Origin of the sequence: Mesorhizobium sp. M7A.F.Ca.US.011.01.1.1 (assembly GCF_003998295.1) — a bacterium.
Lineage (GTDB): Bacteria > Pseudomonadota > Alphaproteobacteria > Rhizobiales > Rhizobiaceae > Mesorhizobium.
In genome coordinates, this window is sequence record NZ_RZRT01000052.1 from 1 (window position 1) to 15,176 (window position 15,176).

A 15,176-nucleotide genomic window follows, 5' to 3' on the forward strand; every position below is an offset into this window, starting at 1 on the left:
CATCGTGCCGCCGAACTGCCTGTCTGGCTGCACAGATACAATTGGCATCGTCCACATGGCAGCCTAAAGTCAAAAACGCCTATCAGTCGCCTCGCCCTGATCGAGGACAACCTGTTGAAGCTCCACATCTAGGGCATGCGAAAATAGAAAATAACGGGCAAAAAGATGCGCCTTTTCCGACTCCGAGCCTAGATGGTTGAAAGCCTCGAAGTACTCCTTCGTCCGCTCGAGGAGATCTCCCGCATAAAGCGCCAACGGCTGTGACACGGTGACCCTCGGGCGCGCCTTGACCTTCGGCGTCTCAGGTCCACTCTTGGCCATCTCAGATTATCGGCTTAATTCCGGTGCCGGTATGCGACAAAGCCGAACAGAGTAGCCGCTGCGACGTTGAAGATTGCCCACAGCTCGCGCGGCAAATGAACCGGCATGAACGGGTTGAAGATCGCTGCCGCTCCAAACAGCGCCCAAGCCAGGGTGCGATTTTCAGGGCCTGATCGCCACACCATGGCTCCGCAGTAGATCCCGGCGAAAAAGACCACCACGCGGAGGAATTGGTAATAGCCGTACGGCCATGGCGCTACCGCCAGCAGCGAGGCAATAGCTACACAGATGCAGACCAACCGGACCGTTCCGGCCGGCGTCGAAAAGCATTATTTTCAGCAAACTTGATCCTCAAACGCCCAGCACGGTTGTTAGTGGAGTTTCGGCGCCCGCCATATATTTGAAAAGCCAGATTGCCCAAGTGATCGGCCAAATGAACGCCAACATCGCATCCAGGCTCAAGTTAATCAGGATTTTTACGACCACTGATGCATGGCCCTGCCATGTGTCGACGACATTCATCACGTAGGTGATCGGCCCGCCCAGCATGAAGAGGAGGCCCAGCGGAGCTGACATGATGTTCTTCAGCATGTTTGTGTCCCTCAGAAAGGCGTGACCTTCAGTGACAGTGATACGCGCCGGTCTTATGGTTGGTATGGCAACCGTTGGCATCAGTGCCGCCACTGTGTGCAAACGCGCCGGTCGCGCAAGCGATTATTGCAGCGGCCATAGCCGCGAGAAATGTTGTTTTCATTTTATTGCCCTCCCAAAGTATTTCAGACAGAGCACTATTGCCGGTCGGGCACAAGCTGCTCGTGGCACTGTGAACACAAATAGGATAGATGCTCCTCTGTGCAGGCCAAGATCGGGCGAGGAGAATACTTTGGATGGATTGCGATTGATGCACGTCCCGTTGGCGATCCTGCTGACATGGCCAAGGGTGGCGACGGCAAATGAATGCCTCTCGAAGTACACCAAGACCGACGTCTGCGCCTACGCAAAAAAAATGCAAACCGAAATGGCTCCAGCATTGCCCATGCTGATCAGTTCGAACATCTCCGTTCGGAGCATCATCGCAATCGGGCCAAGGATCGTTTTCAACGCCACCTGGGCTCAGACCGATGCGGAAGTAGACGCCAAATTGTTGGCTGCTGGCGTCTCGCGGCCGGTCTATGTCCAGAAGATCGATGAAATGACCAAAAACTATGTCTGTCGTGCGGAGGAACTATCTGCCTTCGTTCGCCTGGGCGGTGAGATCCAGTACACGTATACGACTGTGGATAATTTCCCAGTCGCGAACCCGCTCGTAGCACTCTGTCCTTAGAGCATCGCAGCACGGCTCATGACATGACTAGTCGCGGCCGATCAACCAGTTGATCAGCAGCCATGATCATTTGTTGGAACTCAATTGAGCCTGATCCGCACTAGCAAGTGGATAGAAGTGAATGTGCGGTTGCCCTTTAGCTCTACTATGCATAGAAACCACTCTGCCGGGGGGCGTAAAGTTGGGGTTGTGAGTGCGTGGGCTCTAAATTCGAAAAACTAAATAAGTTGCGTGACTCACTGCGAGAATCCAACCACGATTTTCGGGCGAGCACTCAGCTATTCAACAGCCTGGACCCTGCCAAGATCGACGGCGACCTGGATGTCATTAACCGCGGAAAGCAGCGCGGCGAGGTGAACCAACCCCCGAAAACGGCAAAGAATCTCGACGATGTCGAACATGCCATCGTGGAACGCGTTGAGGATGAGAAGAAGGCTGCGCATCACACTCTTGAGGACAACCTGCAACTCCTTGGAGGTCGTCTTGCCGGCCTCGATTTCGAGGAACAATTCGGTCTAATCCGTCAGACGAATGCCGCTAGCGTTTCGGACTTCAAAGCCTCGGTCGCCGTGGGCCTCGATGAACTTCACGGCCTGAGAAGGGCCCTGAACGACGCCGAAAAAGAGCATGCATGGTTTAAGGAGAAGCACGGTCTCGTTCGTGCCGCGCGTGTGCAGCACGGTGCCGCTCACATTTTCCGGCTATCGCTTCTGCTATTTCTGTTTCTGGTCGAGACAGCGATGAACGGCAACTTCCTGGCCAAGGGCAATGAGCAGGGATTTTTTGGTGGCATCCTTGAGGCTGCGGCATTCTCTTTCATCAACATCGGGGCGGCTTTGCTCCTGGCGGTTTTCTGCGCTCGTCTCGTCACCCATCGGTCGTTTTTCGTAAAATTCGTTGGGATCATTTCAATCCTTTTCTATATCGGCTTGGCGATTTCGATAAACTTGGCGCTAGCGCACTACCGTGAGGTCAGCGGCTCGCTCGCTGACGGCGCCGGCGCTGAGGTCATCCGTAATATGCTCGCCAATCCAGCGGGTCTCACGGACATCAAGTCCTGGTTGCTGTTTGCGATCGGCCTGATGTTTTCGCTTTTCGCTTTTATCGACGGCTGGTTCGTGCTCGACCCTTACCCAGGCTACACTGGCGTTGAAAATCGGCTCGTTCGACGGCGCGATGACTACATCGATCGAAAGAAGGAACTGATCGAAGAGCTGCAGGATGTCCGCGACGACCACAACGAAAAAGTGGAGGAAATCGTCAAGCAGCTTGGTAGTCGCCGGCGCGAGCACCGCGCGATTGTCGATCATCGATCGAGGCTTCTGGCTCTTTTTGCGCAGCATCAAGACCAATTGGAGCGAGCCTGCAATCAGCTTTTGTCGATGTATCGGGAAGCCAACATCCAGGCGAGGACCGAGCCGGCGCCCAAGCATTTCGGAACGCCCTACAAACTTGATCGCATCAAGCCATACGTCACCGGCGAGCGGGAGTGGAATGAGGGAGATGTTGGCGCATCAATTCGCCAGGCGCAGGAGGAACTCAACGAGCAGGTTCGTCTGATTGGTCAGGAATGCGAACGGGGAATTGAGCAGTACCGAGATCTTGATAAGCTTCACCCGGACAGCGTGAATGTCTAGGCGAACCCGCAGACGCAAGAAAGGCAATGCGGGTACCATTGCCGCGGCCATTGCCCTTGGTGTGCTATCCGTTGCGATGTTGGCCGGCTTCGGCTGGATGTGGACCAGGTCTGGCAATGGCCATATCGACGCCAACACGAATTGCCCATTGGACGGACCCTCCAGCCTGACCGCCGTCCTCATCGACGCCACTGATCCAATTTCGGCAACGACGATGGCTGATCTCAAGAACGAGTTCCGAAAGACCATTGGGCAGGTCGAGCCGGGTGGGTATGTGAGGATTTATACCCTGAGCTCGGCGCCTGGTGAGCTGACGGTGATGTTCGATGGATGCAATCCCGGTGATGGGTCGACCGTCGATAGTTGGACCAACAATCCTGCGCGGCGTCAAAAGAAGTGGGAAAACGCCTTCGGCGATCCTTTGAACAAACTTCCCGATGAAATCCCGAATGCGGCTTCCGCGAGCCAATCTCCGATCATGGCTGGAATTCAGAAAATCAAGCTGTCGCTCTTCGATAGCAGCTTGGCCAAACAGGGCAGTCCCAAGCGATTGGTGGTCGCCTCTGACATGATCGAGCATACGACGATTTACTCGCAGTACCGATCGGGACTGGATTACCAAAAATACCTCAACAGCGCCGCCGACCGCACATATGGGACGTCGCTGGATGGGGTGGGCATCACAATTCTTTATATCGATCGGGCAAAGAAGCCATTTCAGACCCTGGATCACGCGGAGTTCTGGACACATTGGGTCCAGAACCATCACGGCGAGTTCGAAAAGCTGGTTGGCTTGGATGGGTTAAACTGATGGCGAGAGCGCACGACAAACCTTTGCTGGATCATCCACGTCTGCCGGTCGTGGTTTTCGCGGCATTGACACTCGGCGGGTGTGTATTCATCGCCATTGCAAAACTCTCAGGCGTAAATCCGATCGTCGCGGCGGTAGCACCGGCCTGCCTGATGTTTTTCTATCTCGGGGTTTCGATCTTTGCTGGAAAGCTACAACTGCACGACGAGCAGACCGGCGATAACCTCTACTATATGGGCTTCCTGTTCACCCTGACGAGCCTTGGGGTCTCGCTGTTTCAGTTTGGAACGGAAGGCTCAACCGACACGATCGTCCAAAATTTTGGCATCGCGATCACGTCGACGATCACCGGTATTGCTCTGAGGGTTTTCTACAATCAGATGCGGCGCGATCCCGCGGACATTGAGCGAACGGCGAGGCACGAACTTGCCGACATGACACGGCGTGTAAGAGCCGAGATGGAAAGCGTAACCAGGGAGTTCGCCGACTTTCGTCGTGTCAGCCATCAAATGCTCGAAGAGGGCTTTGCAGAGATTGCCGAGCAAGCGGCACGCAATGGGGAGCACATTCGATCTGCCCTGGACAATATTGCCATGGAATCGATCAAGCCTGTCCAAGAGGCGTCTGCCAAGCTCAGTGACGCGTTGCAGCACAATTTCGGGCAAGTCGAAACCCAGTTTGCTTCGATAGCGAACCGCGTTGGAGCTGCAGCGGATTTGCTGGATAAAGCCAACAGCTCGATGTCCAACTCTGTTGGAAAGCTCGGTAATCAAGCCGACAATATGGCTGCCAAGCTGGAAAAGGTGGTTGTTCCTGATGAGGTGCTGAAGAACGATCTGGCGCCGATGGTCAAGCTCCTGGGTAATGCTGTCGCACAATATGCGATAAAAACCGAAACAGCCTCGCAAGAGCAGCAAACGCGGATGACCGGTCTTGCCGACGCAGTGATCAAGGTGGCGACTGGAGTGGAGAGAGCGGCAGCGGCCGCAGAAAAGACCGCAGAAACTGTCCAAGCGCAGCAGCGTTTGACTGAGGAGTTCATGGCTGTGATGCAGAAACACAGCAATGAAACACGCGGCCTCGTCGCAACCCTTACACAACATAGCCTCCCGGCCGTGCGCACTCCCCAGCCTCTGAGCAATGCGATAGCGAACGATGTCGAGCGAGTGGCGGCACCTTCCACTGTTGCCTCCCCTGTGGAGACGCCAATCAAGGTTTCGGATGACACGGAGGGCGACACCTTCCGATCGTTAAGCAGTCCGGCGGAGGTGGAGAAGGGTGAACCGCCAAAGAGAGCAAGTTGGTGGGGCAGGTGAGTGAGGTTAGCGGAACAGCCATTACGTTTGAGCGCAAGGGCTATGGCCGCGGCCTGATACTCGGCCTGACGATGGCTGAGACGATGCTGCTTCTCGTTTTCTGCCTTTTGCTTGCTGCAGGCGCGCTCATCGCCAAGACAAAGAAAGAGGCTGCGGCAGCGCAGAAGATTGCGCAGTCCCTCAATGAGAACGCTCGCAAGCTTGACGAGGAAAACAAGCGGTTGCTGGCTCAGCTGAATGCCATGGTCAAGCCTGCAAGTCGACGCAATGTACCAGATCAAGAATGGCGTGAATTGGTCCGGGCCAAAGAGGCCGCAGAGGCAATCAAAAAAGTGGGACTGACCCTTGAGGAAGCGGTGAAAAGCGCGCCGGCCGCCAAAGTCCTCTCTGACAACGACGTCGACGTTGATCAGGCCAAAGCCATGATCGAGAAGATGAAGGTTCTGCGCGAGCTCGGCTACGTTGGCACGGGCAAGACGTCCAAGGATCTTGCTGACGCACTGAAGAAGGCAAGGAACGAGGCCTCTGCTGACAAGCCACACGATTGGCCACCGATCATCAGTCTTAGCGAGCTCGATGGCTATAATTTCGATACTGGAAGTGCGGAGCTTTCCGGTGGCTTCAAAACGAAGTTGCGGCAGATGTCGAAGACCATTGCTGGAATTGCAACTTCCTATGGTGTGGACGTCATTGAGGTGATTGGCCACACGGACGAGCAGGCGATGTCCGGTGACTCATCGAATATGGACAGAGGCCTTCAGCCCGTACTGGCGCGCAAGATGGACATTGGCACACTCCATCCTGCCGACAATGCCGGGCTTGGATTAGCGCGAGCGATCTCCGTCACAGGCATCCTGCGCGATATGCCGGAACTGAAAGGCTTCACCATCCTGCCAATGTCCGGCGGCCAGTTGATATTGCCTGGCGACCGGCTCACCGACGGCGCACAGGCCGGCGACGTCAAGGCGAGGAGGCGAATTGAGATCAGGGTCAGGCAACGTTCGCGAGAGACAGATATTGGACTGGTTCCGGTACCAAAGTTGTGAGGCGAACTGCCCTTGGGTTTCGCTCACAGGGCTTGGGGGGGATTGCGGGGATGGGGTTTTACGTTCGAAAATCGATTAGTGCGGGACCTTTCCGCTTTAACTTCTCGTCTGGCGGGGTTGGCGCGTCCGTTGGCGTGCAAGGTCTTCGTATCGGGACTGGCCCACGAGGGCATTATATTCATGCAGGCGTCGGCGGTCTCTACTACCGAGGCACTTTGGGAAAGCGCAGCGCCAAGCAGACGCTGCAACTGTCTGAATTCCCATCTGGGCCAAAGCCCCATCCAACATCCTCACCCGTGGAATATGTCAGCGGTGGCGTCGTGATGAGAGAAATCGAGTCCGCCGATGTGATCGAGATGCGTGATGAGACATTTGCCAATGTGCTTGATGAAATCAATGCGAGGCAATCGCAGACGCGAATGTCGCTCATCCTGGCCGTGCTGTTTGGGATCGCCGGATTGATCGCAGGCGCAATGCTGGGAGGTGGGGTGGCGCTGATCGGTATTGCTGCCTTTTTGCCGGGCATGCTTATTGGCAACTGGTTGGACAGCTACCGCCGGGTGAGCGTGCTCTACTATGATTTGGAGCAGGACGCGGAGGCGGCCTACGGGCGACTTGTCGCCGCCTTTGACACGCTCACACGCTGCGCGGCGAGTTGGCATGTCGCGGCTGGTGGCAAGATAGAGGATCTGACGACTTGGAAGCGCAATGCGGGAGCCACGATGTTGGTCGATAAAAAGTCGACGACGCTCCAAGCTTCCTTGCCGACGGTTGTTCGCAGCAATGTCACACCACCGTCGATACACGTCGGCCGGCAAATCCTTTATTTCATGCCAGACATGATTTTGGTGAAGGACGGAAACCAGTACGGTGCCGTTGGGTATGGAGACCTCAGGACGCAATTTGCCCCCAGCAATTTTATTGAGACCGGCAAAGTTCCATCTGATGCTGAGATCGTGAGCTATACCTGGGCTCATCCCAATAAGAATGGCGGACCCGACAAACGCTTCAGAGATAATCGGCAGATCCCTGTCTGTCGCTACGAAGCCTTGCGGTTTTCTAGCCCATCCGGGCTCAACGAGCTGGTGGAATTTTCCAAGACAAACGTCAGCCAGCCCTTTTGCCAGGCTCTATTGGCACTCGCGCAAATGCACCGAAACGCTGGTGGCCAGTCCGGCTTGCTGAAAGCGCGCTAAGGAATTGGCTTGGTCAGCAAATGCCTTCGCACGGAATTCCGTCGCCGTCCCGGTCCAATTTGGGTCCCCAGCTACAGTTATTGAGATACCAGCGCGCCTCATCGCATGAGGAGATTTGCTTACAATAGCGACGCGGTTGACACGAATAGCTCTGAGCTATTTGGCGACGGCCTGTAAGGCCGTAGGATGTGTCATTACCGGGTTTATTGTTGGCTGCATGTGTTGCTCGCCAATCCCAAGGGGCTGTGAAAGTGCCAACCCAGATGCCAATCTTGGCCCTTTGGGCATCTGCCTGTTGTGACGCGTAACTACCATGGCTGTATCGAGGCCAATCCAGGGCATAACCCTGTTCGACCATCCAAGACGCAATGCTAGCACCGTCCGCCCGCTGACAATCACCAACGAAGCGGTTGTAACGATCCCACGAAACAAAGTTGCACTGGATGGGTCGGGATTGACTGAGGAAGATGTCCAGTGCTTCTGCGGATTTGCGGCCGCATGGGTATTCTTGCCCGCTTGCGTCGCTGCAGTTTTGGCTGCTTTCAGGTGCGTCGATGCCATTGAAACGAATACGCTGTCCGTGGATCTCGATCGTGTCCCCGTCAACGATGGACGCTACGCCGACGATAGGCTTCGGTTTTGACCCGAGTGCGCTTGCTGTATTGGGTCCCGCGATCTGGTTGCCCCACCCTGTAAAGTAGGAGGTGACATAAGCGCCCACTGCTAGCGTGATCACCAGGATCGCGGCTAATGATTTATGTGAAAAGAAACGCTTGCGCATAATTGAAACCCGGCCGCGTCTTGGCCGCGAGCTGCGGCGATGGGAATAGCGATCGCGATTCAATTTTCGATCCTTTGCGAAGCTGCCAAATGTTTTGCTAGCGCGTCTTTGACTTCTTGGCTGCTGCTTTCTTGGGCGCGGCTGCTGTGCGACCGAGGCCAATCGATTTTGCCAATCTGGAGCGATTGGCTGAATAGTTAGGCGCGACCATGGGGTAATCGTTGGAGAGGCCCCATTTTTGGCGATAGGCGTCGGGCGTCAGTCCAAAATGCGTGTTCAAGTGTCTCTTGAGGGACTTGAACTTTTTGCCGTCTTCGAGGCAGACGATGTAGTCTGGAGTGACTGAGCGCTTGGGGTTGACCGCGGGAACTTGGTCGGGTTTTTCCGGTTCGGACGGCTGGCCGATACGCGCTAATGACGAATTGATGCTGGCAATAAGGTCCGGCAATGAGGAGACCGGCACTGAATTCTTGCTCACATAAGCCGCAACGATATCGGCGGTAAGCTCCATCAGCGCGGTGGCCGTATTTTGGATTTCGTCAGTCACTTCATGGCTCCGGACTTCTGCAGTGAAATCCCGATCTATTACTTATCGGCTAAAAAAACCAGTAGAGGGAGGATACTAAATGCCAGGCGCTAATAGTGATGAATGTTAAAGCGCCAATCAGAATGCGGAACCACGAGAGACGGTGGATTGATTGGGCGCGGCGTTTTCTTTGTATGACCAGGAAAGCGGCTTGAGGCTCACAGGCGGATGCATTTAGATTTGGACGAGTAGGACCTACGCATGACATTTTCGAAAGACCCGCCGCCGGAGGTTAAGCCCCAGAAGGATAAGGCAAAGACTGGATCTGAATTGGACCGCGTTCCAAGTGCGGGAGCCATTCGGGTCCGCAACGGACTCTCTGTGTCAGAAAAAGACATTGTGGAGGCGGCTAAATACGGGGGCAGGGAGCGAGAATCCTCGTCGGATAGCGACTAGGCAAAGGGGGCCAAGAATGCAGGCTCTGACCCATATCACACGTCGCAATATTGGACGGTGTCCAGAAGTGATCGCAGTCGTTTCTAATTGAACACGGCTGTTTTTTCTTGCGCGAACGCTCTACGCGGGCTCTAGCTGGTTCTCCTTTCAAAGGGGATGTAAGTCTTGGACGTAAAACAGTCAGTCTTCCAAAGCGATCTCCCTCTAAAGGAGAAACTCGAGCGCGCCAGGATGGAGTTGCTCGATCTTTCCGCCCGCAATCGACTTTTGAATGTGCCGCGGTTTTCCAAGAGCGCGAAGACGATCGATATCGTCGATGAGAAGTCGTCCGAAATTTATCGATTGCTGGTGACCGAAGGAAAGGCTTTTACCTTCCTGGCCGGCAAGCCCGATAGGCCGAAAGCGGGCCAGGATGAAAGCAGCCCTCCAGACGAAGAGATCGACTATTCCCCCGTCGCTCTCGCCCAACCAGAGGACGATGGAGTCGATAACAGAGGGATATCCGCGCGGCACTCGGACACCAAGCTGCAGACGCGTATGACCCCAACTGGGCTGCAGCGGCGGCTCCTTGATCTCTACCATGATGCCCGCACACTCGAGGAAGAGCAGGGCGTCAATATCCTCTTTCTGGCCCTTGGAATGCTGAAGTGGATTGACCCGAACAACAAAGAGAACATCCGTCAGGCCCCCCTCATTTTGGTGCCGGTTCGGCTTGAGCGAGGGGCCGCTGGAGAAAAATTCCGCCTACGAGCCCGGCCGGAAGATCTTACCGCAAACCTCTCCTTGGAACTCTATCTCGACCGCATTCACAAGCTCGCTCTGCCGCGTTTTGAGGTGGGAGATGACTTCGACGTCTCGGCCTATCTCGATGCCGTTGCCGAAGCAATTTCGACCAAAGAGGGTTGGGAGGTGCTTCGCGACGATATGGTGCTCGGCTTCTTCTCGTTTGCGAAGTTCTTGATGTACCGTGATCTGGATCCGGATCTCTGGCCCGATGGCGCAAAGATTATCGAACAACCGAAGATCCGCTCGCTTCTTTCAGATGGTTTCGAAACACGCGAGCCGCTTATGTCGGACGACATAGCGATTGATCCGCACATTGCGCCCGCCGAAATGTTGCATATCGTCGACAGTGACAGTTCTCAGACACTGGCGATCCATGACGTCAGAAAAGGTCGCGACCTCGTTATCCAAGGTCCGCCTGGGACAGGAAAATCGCAGACGATCGCAAACATTATTGGGTCGGCCGTTGCCGACGGAAAGACCGTGCTGTTCGTGGCCGAAAAGATGGCAGCGCTGGAGGTCGTCAAGCGACGGCTTGACACTGCTGGGGTGGGGGACGCCTGCCTTGAGCTGCATAGTAACAAGGCGAACAAGCGCATGATGCTAGAGGAGCTGCGGCGAACCTGGCAACTCGGATCGCCCAGGGGCCAGCTTCCTTCTTCCCTAACTGATCGCTTGCTGGAGGCTCGCGATAAACTCAACGCACATGCTGCACGAATGCACGTTGCGTTCGGAGCGTCCGAACTCACTCCTTATCAGGTTCTCGGCCAGCTAACCCGACTAAGGCAGGTCGGTCAGAAACCAGTGGACATCGAACTTACGGATGCCACAAGCTGGACAACTGACGGCGTTTCGCAACGTCGCAAATTGCTCGATGAGGTCTCTCAGCGGATCAACGAGATCGGCTTGCCGATCCACCACCCGTGGCGGGGAGTTGGCCTGGATGTCGTTCTTCCAACGACCATTGAGAGGCTCGTCCCACGCATCGCGGCGTTGCTGGACCAAGCCAAGGCACTGCACGCCAAACTGGTCGGTATCGCTGAGCGGATCAAGGCCGAGCCTCCGAAAATTCTCAGCGACAGCGGCGAGATAGAAGATCGCGCTGAGCTTCTCGCGTCCGCGCCTGGACTTCCTGCCGAGGCGCTCGTCTCGCCGGTATGGGATGAGCGTCCGAAAGACATTTCATCGCTTCTCTGGTCAGGAACGGATTTCGCCCGCAAGTCCGAGGAACTTTCGGAGCAGTTGGCGGCAACGGCTATCGACACGCCAATTGAAGGTCTCGAGACAGAGCTTGCAAAGCTTCCCTCGGAATTTCCGAAAGATGGTTTCCATCGTGCGCGACAGCTCACCATTCTGCTCCCACGCTTGAGGGAAGAAGCTGAGCGCCTGAATCAGGAACTCGGATCGGCGATATTGCCAGACACGTTGGCAGGCTTGCTCAGGCTGGCCGTGACCGGCGAGCGAGTAGCGGCAGCACCTGACGCAAGTCCGGAGGCCTTCGCAGCCACCGTTTGGGACTCCGGACTTGAGCAGGCAGGCGACCTTGCCGACAGCGTAGCGACGCTTGAGGCTGCCAGAGCCGACCTTCAGGGCAAGGTTGTTGACGCGGCGTGGAGCACCGAGGTGGCCGCGGCGCGGCAGGCGCTCGCCACACACACGGGAATATTGAAAGCATTGAACGGCGACTACCGTCGCGCCACAGCACTTGCGCGGACTATTGTGGTCGACCCTAGCGCGCCTGCGACGCAGATAGTTGGTCTCCTCGACCTTTTGATGAAGGGTCAGGCTGCCGCAGCAAGAGTCCGCGAAGGCGACGCTTTTGGCCGTTCCGCCTTCGGGGCAGATTGGCGTGGGGAGCGATCGGCTTCCGCGCCACTGCTCGCGCTAGTGGAGTGGATGCGGACTCTACGAGGGCTAGGCCCCGAACCTCGGATTATCGCCGGCCGGATGGCGGAACGCTCCGAGGCCGGTGCGCGTGCAGCGCGCGTTCGCAAGGTTATCGAAATCGGTCGGCCAATTATCGAAGGTTTCTGGAACGATCTCGGGCACCTCGCGTCATCCATGCTAGGCGACGTGGCTTCCGCCGAGCGGGCCTCGCTGCAACTGATGGAAGCGAAGGCGAGCACTGTAGCTCAAGCCGATGATGCGTCACGACAGGTTCTGACTGACGTTCCGGATCTAATCACTGAGCGGGTGGAGCTACTGCGCCGACTAGGCAGACTACAAGCACTTGCTCAAGGGATCGATGCGGGAGAGAGCCTTGGCAAGTTCGTATTCGGCTCGTCGTGGCACGGTCGAGGATCCGATTGGGCCGCTCTCACGCAAGCCGAGCTTTGGCTGAAAGAAAATGGCTCGATCCGACATCTGGCTGCGCGGTTGCCTGAAAGAATCGAGATCGCAAACTCGGCACGTTCAGCACGTGAAGCGGCCCAAGCGGCAGCGCGGGAATTGAAGGCGCTTACAGGGGATTTGAAAGCCGATGCTCCCTCCTTGTTTGGAGTAGTCGATTTTCCGGACGTCGCGATAGGCGAGGTCGTTTCTCGGCTGCAGGGTTGGCTCGATCATCAGGAGCAGCTCTCGAAATGGGTTGCCTATGAAGAGCGATCCGAAACGGCCCGAAAGGCTGGACTGGGACAGTTGATAGACGGCCTAGCCAACGGCCAGATTACAACAGGATCGGCTCGATCAGTTTTTGATATGGCCTACTACGAACGAATGTTTCTGGCGATGGCGACCGATGAGCCGGAGCTGGCAAGGTTCGACGGGGAACTGCATTCCAGGGCTGTACGTGACTTCGCAGATCTGGACCGCCAGCGCATCAAGGCCGGCGCCATCGAAGTTGTAACGGCTCATCACCGGAAAATTCCTTCAAGAGACGGCGGAGCTGGACCTGTCGGACTGCTTCGTTCTGAGATGGCGCGCAGACGAGGCCACATGCCCATCCGGCAATTGATGCAGAAGGCAGGCCCTGCCATCCAGGCGCTGAAGCCAGTGTTCATGATGAGCCCGCTTTCGGTGGCGCAATTCCTGTCGCCCGGCCGGATGTCCTTCGATCTGCTCGTGATGGACGAGGCGTCTCAGATCCAGCCCGTGGACGCACTTGGCTCGGTCGCCAGGGCCAGTCAGGTGGTCGTCGTTGGCGACGAACGCCAACTGCCACCCACGACATTCTTCGCGAAGATGACAGGCTCGCAGTCTGAAGATGACGAGGGTGAGGGCGCGCAGGTCGCCGACATTGAAAGCATCCTCGGCCTGTTCACGGCCCGCGGCTTGCCGCAGCGTATGCTGCGCTGGCACTACCGTAGCCGTCACCAATCTCTAATCGCAGTATCGAACAGCCAGTTCTACGAGAACCGGCTTTTCATCGTGCCAAGCCCTTATACCCAAGAGGCAGGTATGGGGTTGCGGTTTCATCATGTGCCGGAGGGGGTCTTCGATTCCGGCGGCACAGGAACCAATCCGGTAGAGGCGAGAGCAGTAGCGGAGGCGATCATCCGTCATGCGAAGGTGAACCCGCAAGAGACTCTAGGCGTTGCAACATTTTCGGTTAGCCAACGCCGCGCGATCCAGGATGAACTCGAAGCGCTGCGGCGACTAAATCCCGACACCGAGGAATTCTTTCACGCTCATCCAAGCGAGCCATTCTTCGTCAAGAACCTCGAAAATGTTCAAGGCGATGAGCGCGACGTGATCATGATCTCGGTGGGGTATGCCAAGAATGCCCAGGGATACATGGCCATGCGTTTCGGCCCTCTTGGCGCGGAAGGCGGCGAGCGTCGGCTCAACGTCCTCATAAGCCGCGCCAAGCGCAGCTGCGAAGTATTCGCGTCCATCACAGACGAGGACATCGACCTGGAGCGTGGCAAAGGGAAAGGCATCTTCGCCTTCAAGCTCTTCTTGCACTACGCGAGAACAGGGCGAATTTCGCTTGCCCAAGTCACGGTTCGCGAAATGGATTCAATCTTTGTAGAACAGGTAGCCAACGCGCTGATCGAAATGGGTTATCAGGTTCATGCTCAAGTGGGCATTGCCGGCTTCTTCATCGACCTCGCAGTTGCGGATCCAGAGAGGCCAGGCCGCTATATTCTTGGCATCGAATGCGATGGCGCAGAATATCACTCATCTCGCTCGGCCAGAGATCGAGACCGGCTTCGGCAGTCGGTTCTGGAAGACCATGGTTGGATCATCCATCGCATCTGGAGCGCTGACTGGTTCCAACGGCCTCGTGAGCAGCTGGAGCGAACCATACTAGCGATTGAGGCCGCCAGAAAAGAACTCGATGAGCGGGCCGAATTGGGGGTCCAGAGAAATCGAGCTGTAGCCGTGCAGGTTGTTACGGTCGACCGAGGCAACGTGACGGAAATCGGTCTCGAAAGCACAAACGGATCCGAGACACCCAATCGAGCCTACGAAGAGGCCGAACTAAAGCGACCGGGATCGTTCGAACTCCACGAGACGCCCAGCGGAATCATGGCCGGACTGGTCGAGCAGGTCGTGGCTACAGAAACGCCAATCCATGTCGACGAAATAGTTTCGCGTATTCGGGACGCCTGGGGTCTGCAGCGGGCCGGTGGCAGGATTCAGGATGCAATCGAGCGGGGGGTAAGCATAGCACAGAGAGGTGGTTCAGTAGCCCGTCGAGGCAACTTCTGCTTCAAGCCAGGTGTTCCTGTTCGTCTCAGGGATCGCAGTGGGGTCGTGTCCGCTGGATTGCGCAAGCCCGAAATGATTGCGCAGGACGAGGTCGCCCAAGGCGCTATGGAAGTCGTGAAATCCAACCTCGGTGCGACAGAGGAAGAAATCGCCACAGGCGTTGCCAGGATGCTGGGCTTCAAAGCCACAAGCGCACAATTAAGGCAGCTGATTTCAGCTGGGGTCGCCGATTTGGTTGCCAAAGGAGTGTTACGGTCCCAAGACGGCTTGTTGGTGGCCGGCGAATCCGCGAGCGAGAAATTAGCTGAAGTGTAACGGGGCGCTGC

At 56.4% G+C, this 15,176-nt stretch carries 12 protein-coding genes and 1 pseudogene; 8 read left to right on the forward strand and 5 right to left on the reverse strand.

All coding sequences use genetic code 11. The features are described from left to right. Positions 1-132: pseudogene (locus tag EOA13_RS29655) on the forward strand (IS481 family transposase); the annotation flags it as partial. A 203-nt stretch (positions 133-335) separates the two neighbouring features. On the opposite strand, the gene EOA13_RS29660 reads toward EOA13_RS29655, so the two are convergent. From EOA13_RS29660 to EOA13_RS39600, 3 genes are read right to left on the reverse strand one after another with little or no spacing between them, the layout of a single operon-like run. Beyond that, positions 336-620 (reverse strand): DUF6804 family protein, encoded by a 285-nt coding sequence (locus tag EOA13_RS29660; RefSeq protein WP_063169433.1) that lies wholly within the window; start codon positions 618-620, stop codon positions 336-338. 52 nt (positions 621-672) lie between these two features. After that, positions 673-912, reverse strand: a complete 240-nt coding sequence (locus tag EOA13_RS29665; RefSeq protein WP_082826591.1) for a hypothetical protein — start codon at positions 910-912, stop codon at positions 673-675. Between the two features lie 28 nt (positions 913-940). Next, positions 941-1,075, reverse strand: a complete 135-nt coding sequence (locus EOA13_RS39600; protein WP_199489651.1) for a YHYH domain-containing protein — start codon at positions 1,073-1,075, stop codon at positions 941-943. A 129-nt stretch (positions 1,076-1,204) separates the two neighbouring features. Here EOA13_RS39600 and EOA13_RS29675 point away from each other — a divergent pair, with 129 nt between their 5' ends. The 6 genes from EOA13_RS29675 to EOA13_RS29700 all read left to right on the forward strand — a co-directional run bounded on the left by EOA13_RS29675 (position 1,205) and on the right by EOA13_RS29700 (position 7,651). Continuing rightward, complete coding sequence (locus EOA13_RS29675; protein ID WP_126066778.1) at positions 1,205-1,645, forward strand: hypothetical protein; 441 nt, start codon at positions 1,205-1,207, stop codon at positions 1,643-1,645. Positions 1,646-1,842: 197 nt separating this feature from the next. Then, a complete protein-coding gene (locus EOA13_RS29680; protein ID WP_063169430.1) occupies positions 1,843-3,282 on the forward strand; it encodes a hypothetical protein in 1,440 nt (479 codons plus the stop codon). Further along, positions 3,275-4,093, forward strand: a complete 819-nt coding sequence (locus EOA13_RS29685) for a hypothetical protein (protein ID WP_063169429.1) — start codon at positions 3,275-3,277, stop codon at positions 4,091-4,093. The genes EOA13_RS29680 and EOA13_RS29685 overlap by 8 nt, the downstream gene beginning before the upstream one ends. After that, a complete protein-coding gene (locus EOA13_RS29690) occupies positions 4,093-5,409 on the forward strand; it encodes a hypothetical protein (RefSeq protein WP_063169428.1) in 1,317 nt (438 codons plus the stop codon). The genes EOA13_RS29685 and EOA13_RS29690 overlap by 1 nt, the downstream gene beginning before the upstream one ends. Further along, a complete protein-coding gene (locus EOA13_RS29695) occupies positions 5,397-6,455 on the forward strand; it encodes a hypothetical protein (protein ID WP_224571173.1) in 1,059 nt (352 codons plus the stop codon). The genes EOA13_RS29690 and EOA13_RS29695 overlap by 13 nt, the downstream gene beginning before the upstream one ends. A 50-nt stretch (positions 6,456-6,505) precedes the next feature. Beyond that, positions 6,506-7,651 (forward strand): DUF4236 domain-containing protein, encoded by a 1,146-nt coding sequence (locus EOA13_RS29700; RefSeq protein WP_095770037.1) that lies wholly within the window; start codon positions 6,506-6,508, stop codon positions 7,649-7,651. A 13-nt stretch (positions 7,652-7,664) separates the two neighbouring features. Here the strand turns inward: EOA13_RS29700 and EOA13_RS29705 are convergent, their stop codons facing one another. Both EOA13_RS29705 and EOA13_RS29710 read right to left on the reverse strand, forming a co-directional pair. Further along, positions 7,665-8,495, reverse strand: a complete 831-nt coding sequence (locus tag EOA13_RS29705) for a thermonuclease family protein (protein ID WP_127224212.1) — start codon at positions 8,493-8,495, stop codon at positions 7,665-7,667. A gap of 34 nt (positions 8,496-8,529) precedes the next feature. After that, positions 8,530-8,943, reverse strand: a complete 414-nt coding sequence (locus EOA13_RS29710) for a MucR family transcriptional regulator (protein ID WP_082826711.1) — start codon at positions 8,941-8,943, stop codon at positions 8,530-8,532. Between the two features lie 636 nt (positions 8,944-9,579). Here EOA13_RS29710 and EOA13_RS29715 point away from each other — a divergent pair. Further along, on the forward strand, positions 9,580-15,165 hold the full coding sequence (locus tag EOA13_RS29715; RefSeq protein WP_063169424.1) for a DUF3320 domain-containing protein: 5,586 nt from the start codon (positions 9,580-9,582) through the stop codon (positions 15,163-15,165). The last annotated feature ends 11 nt before the right edge of the window (positions 15,166-15,176 follow it).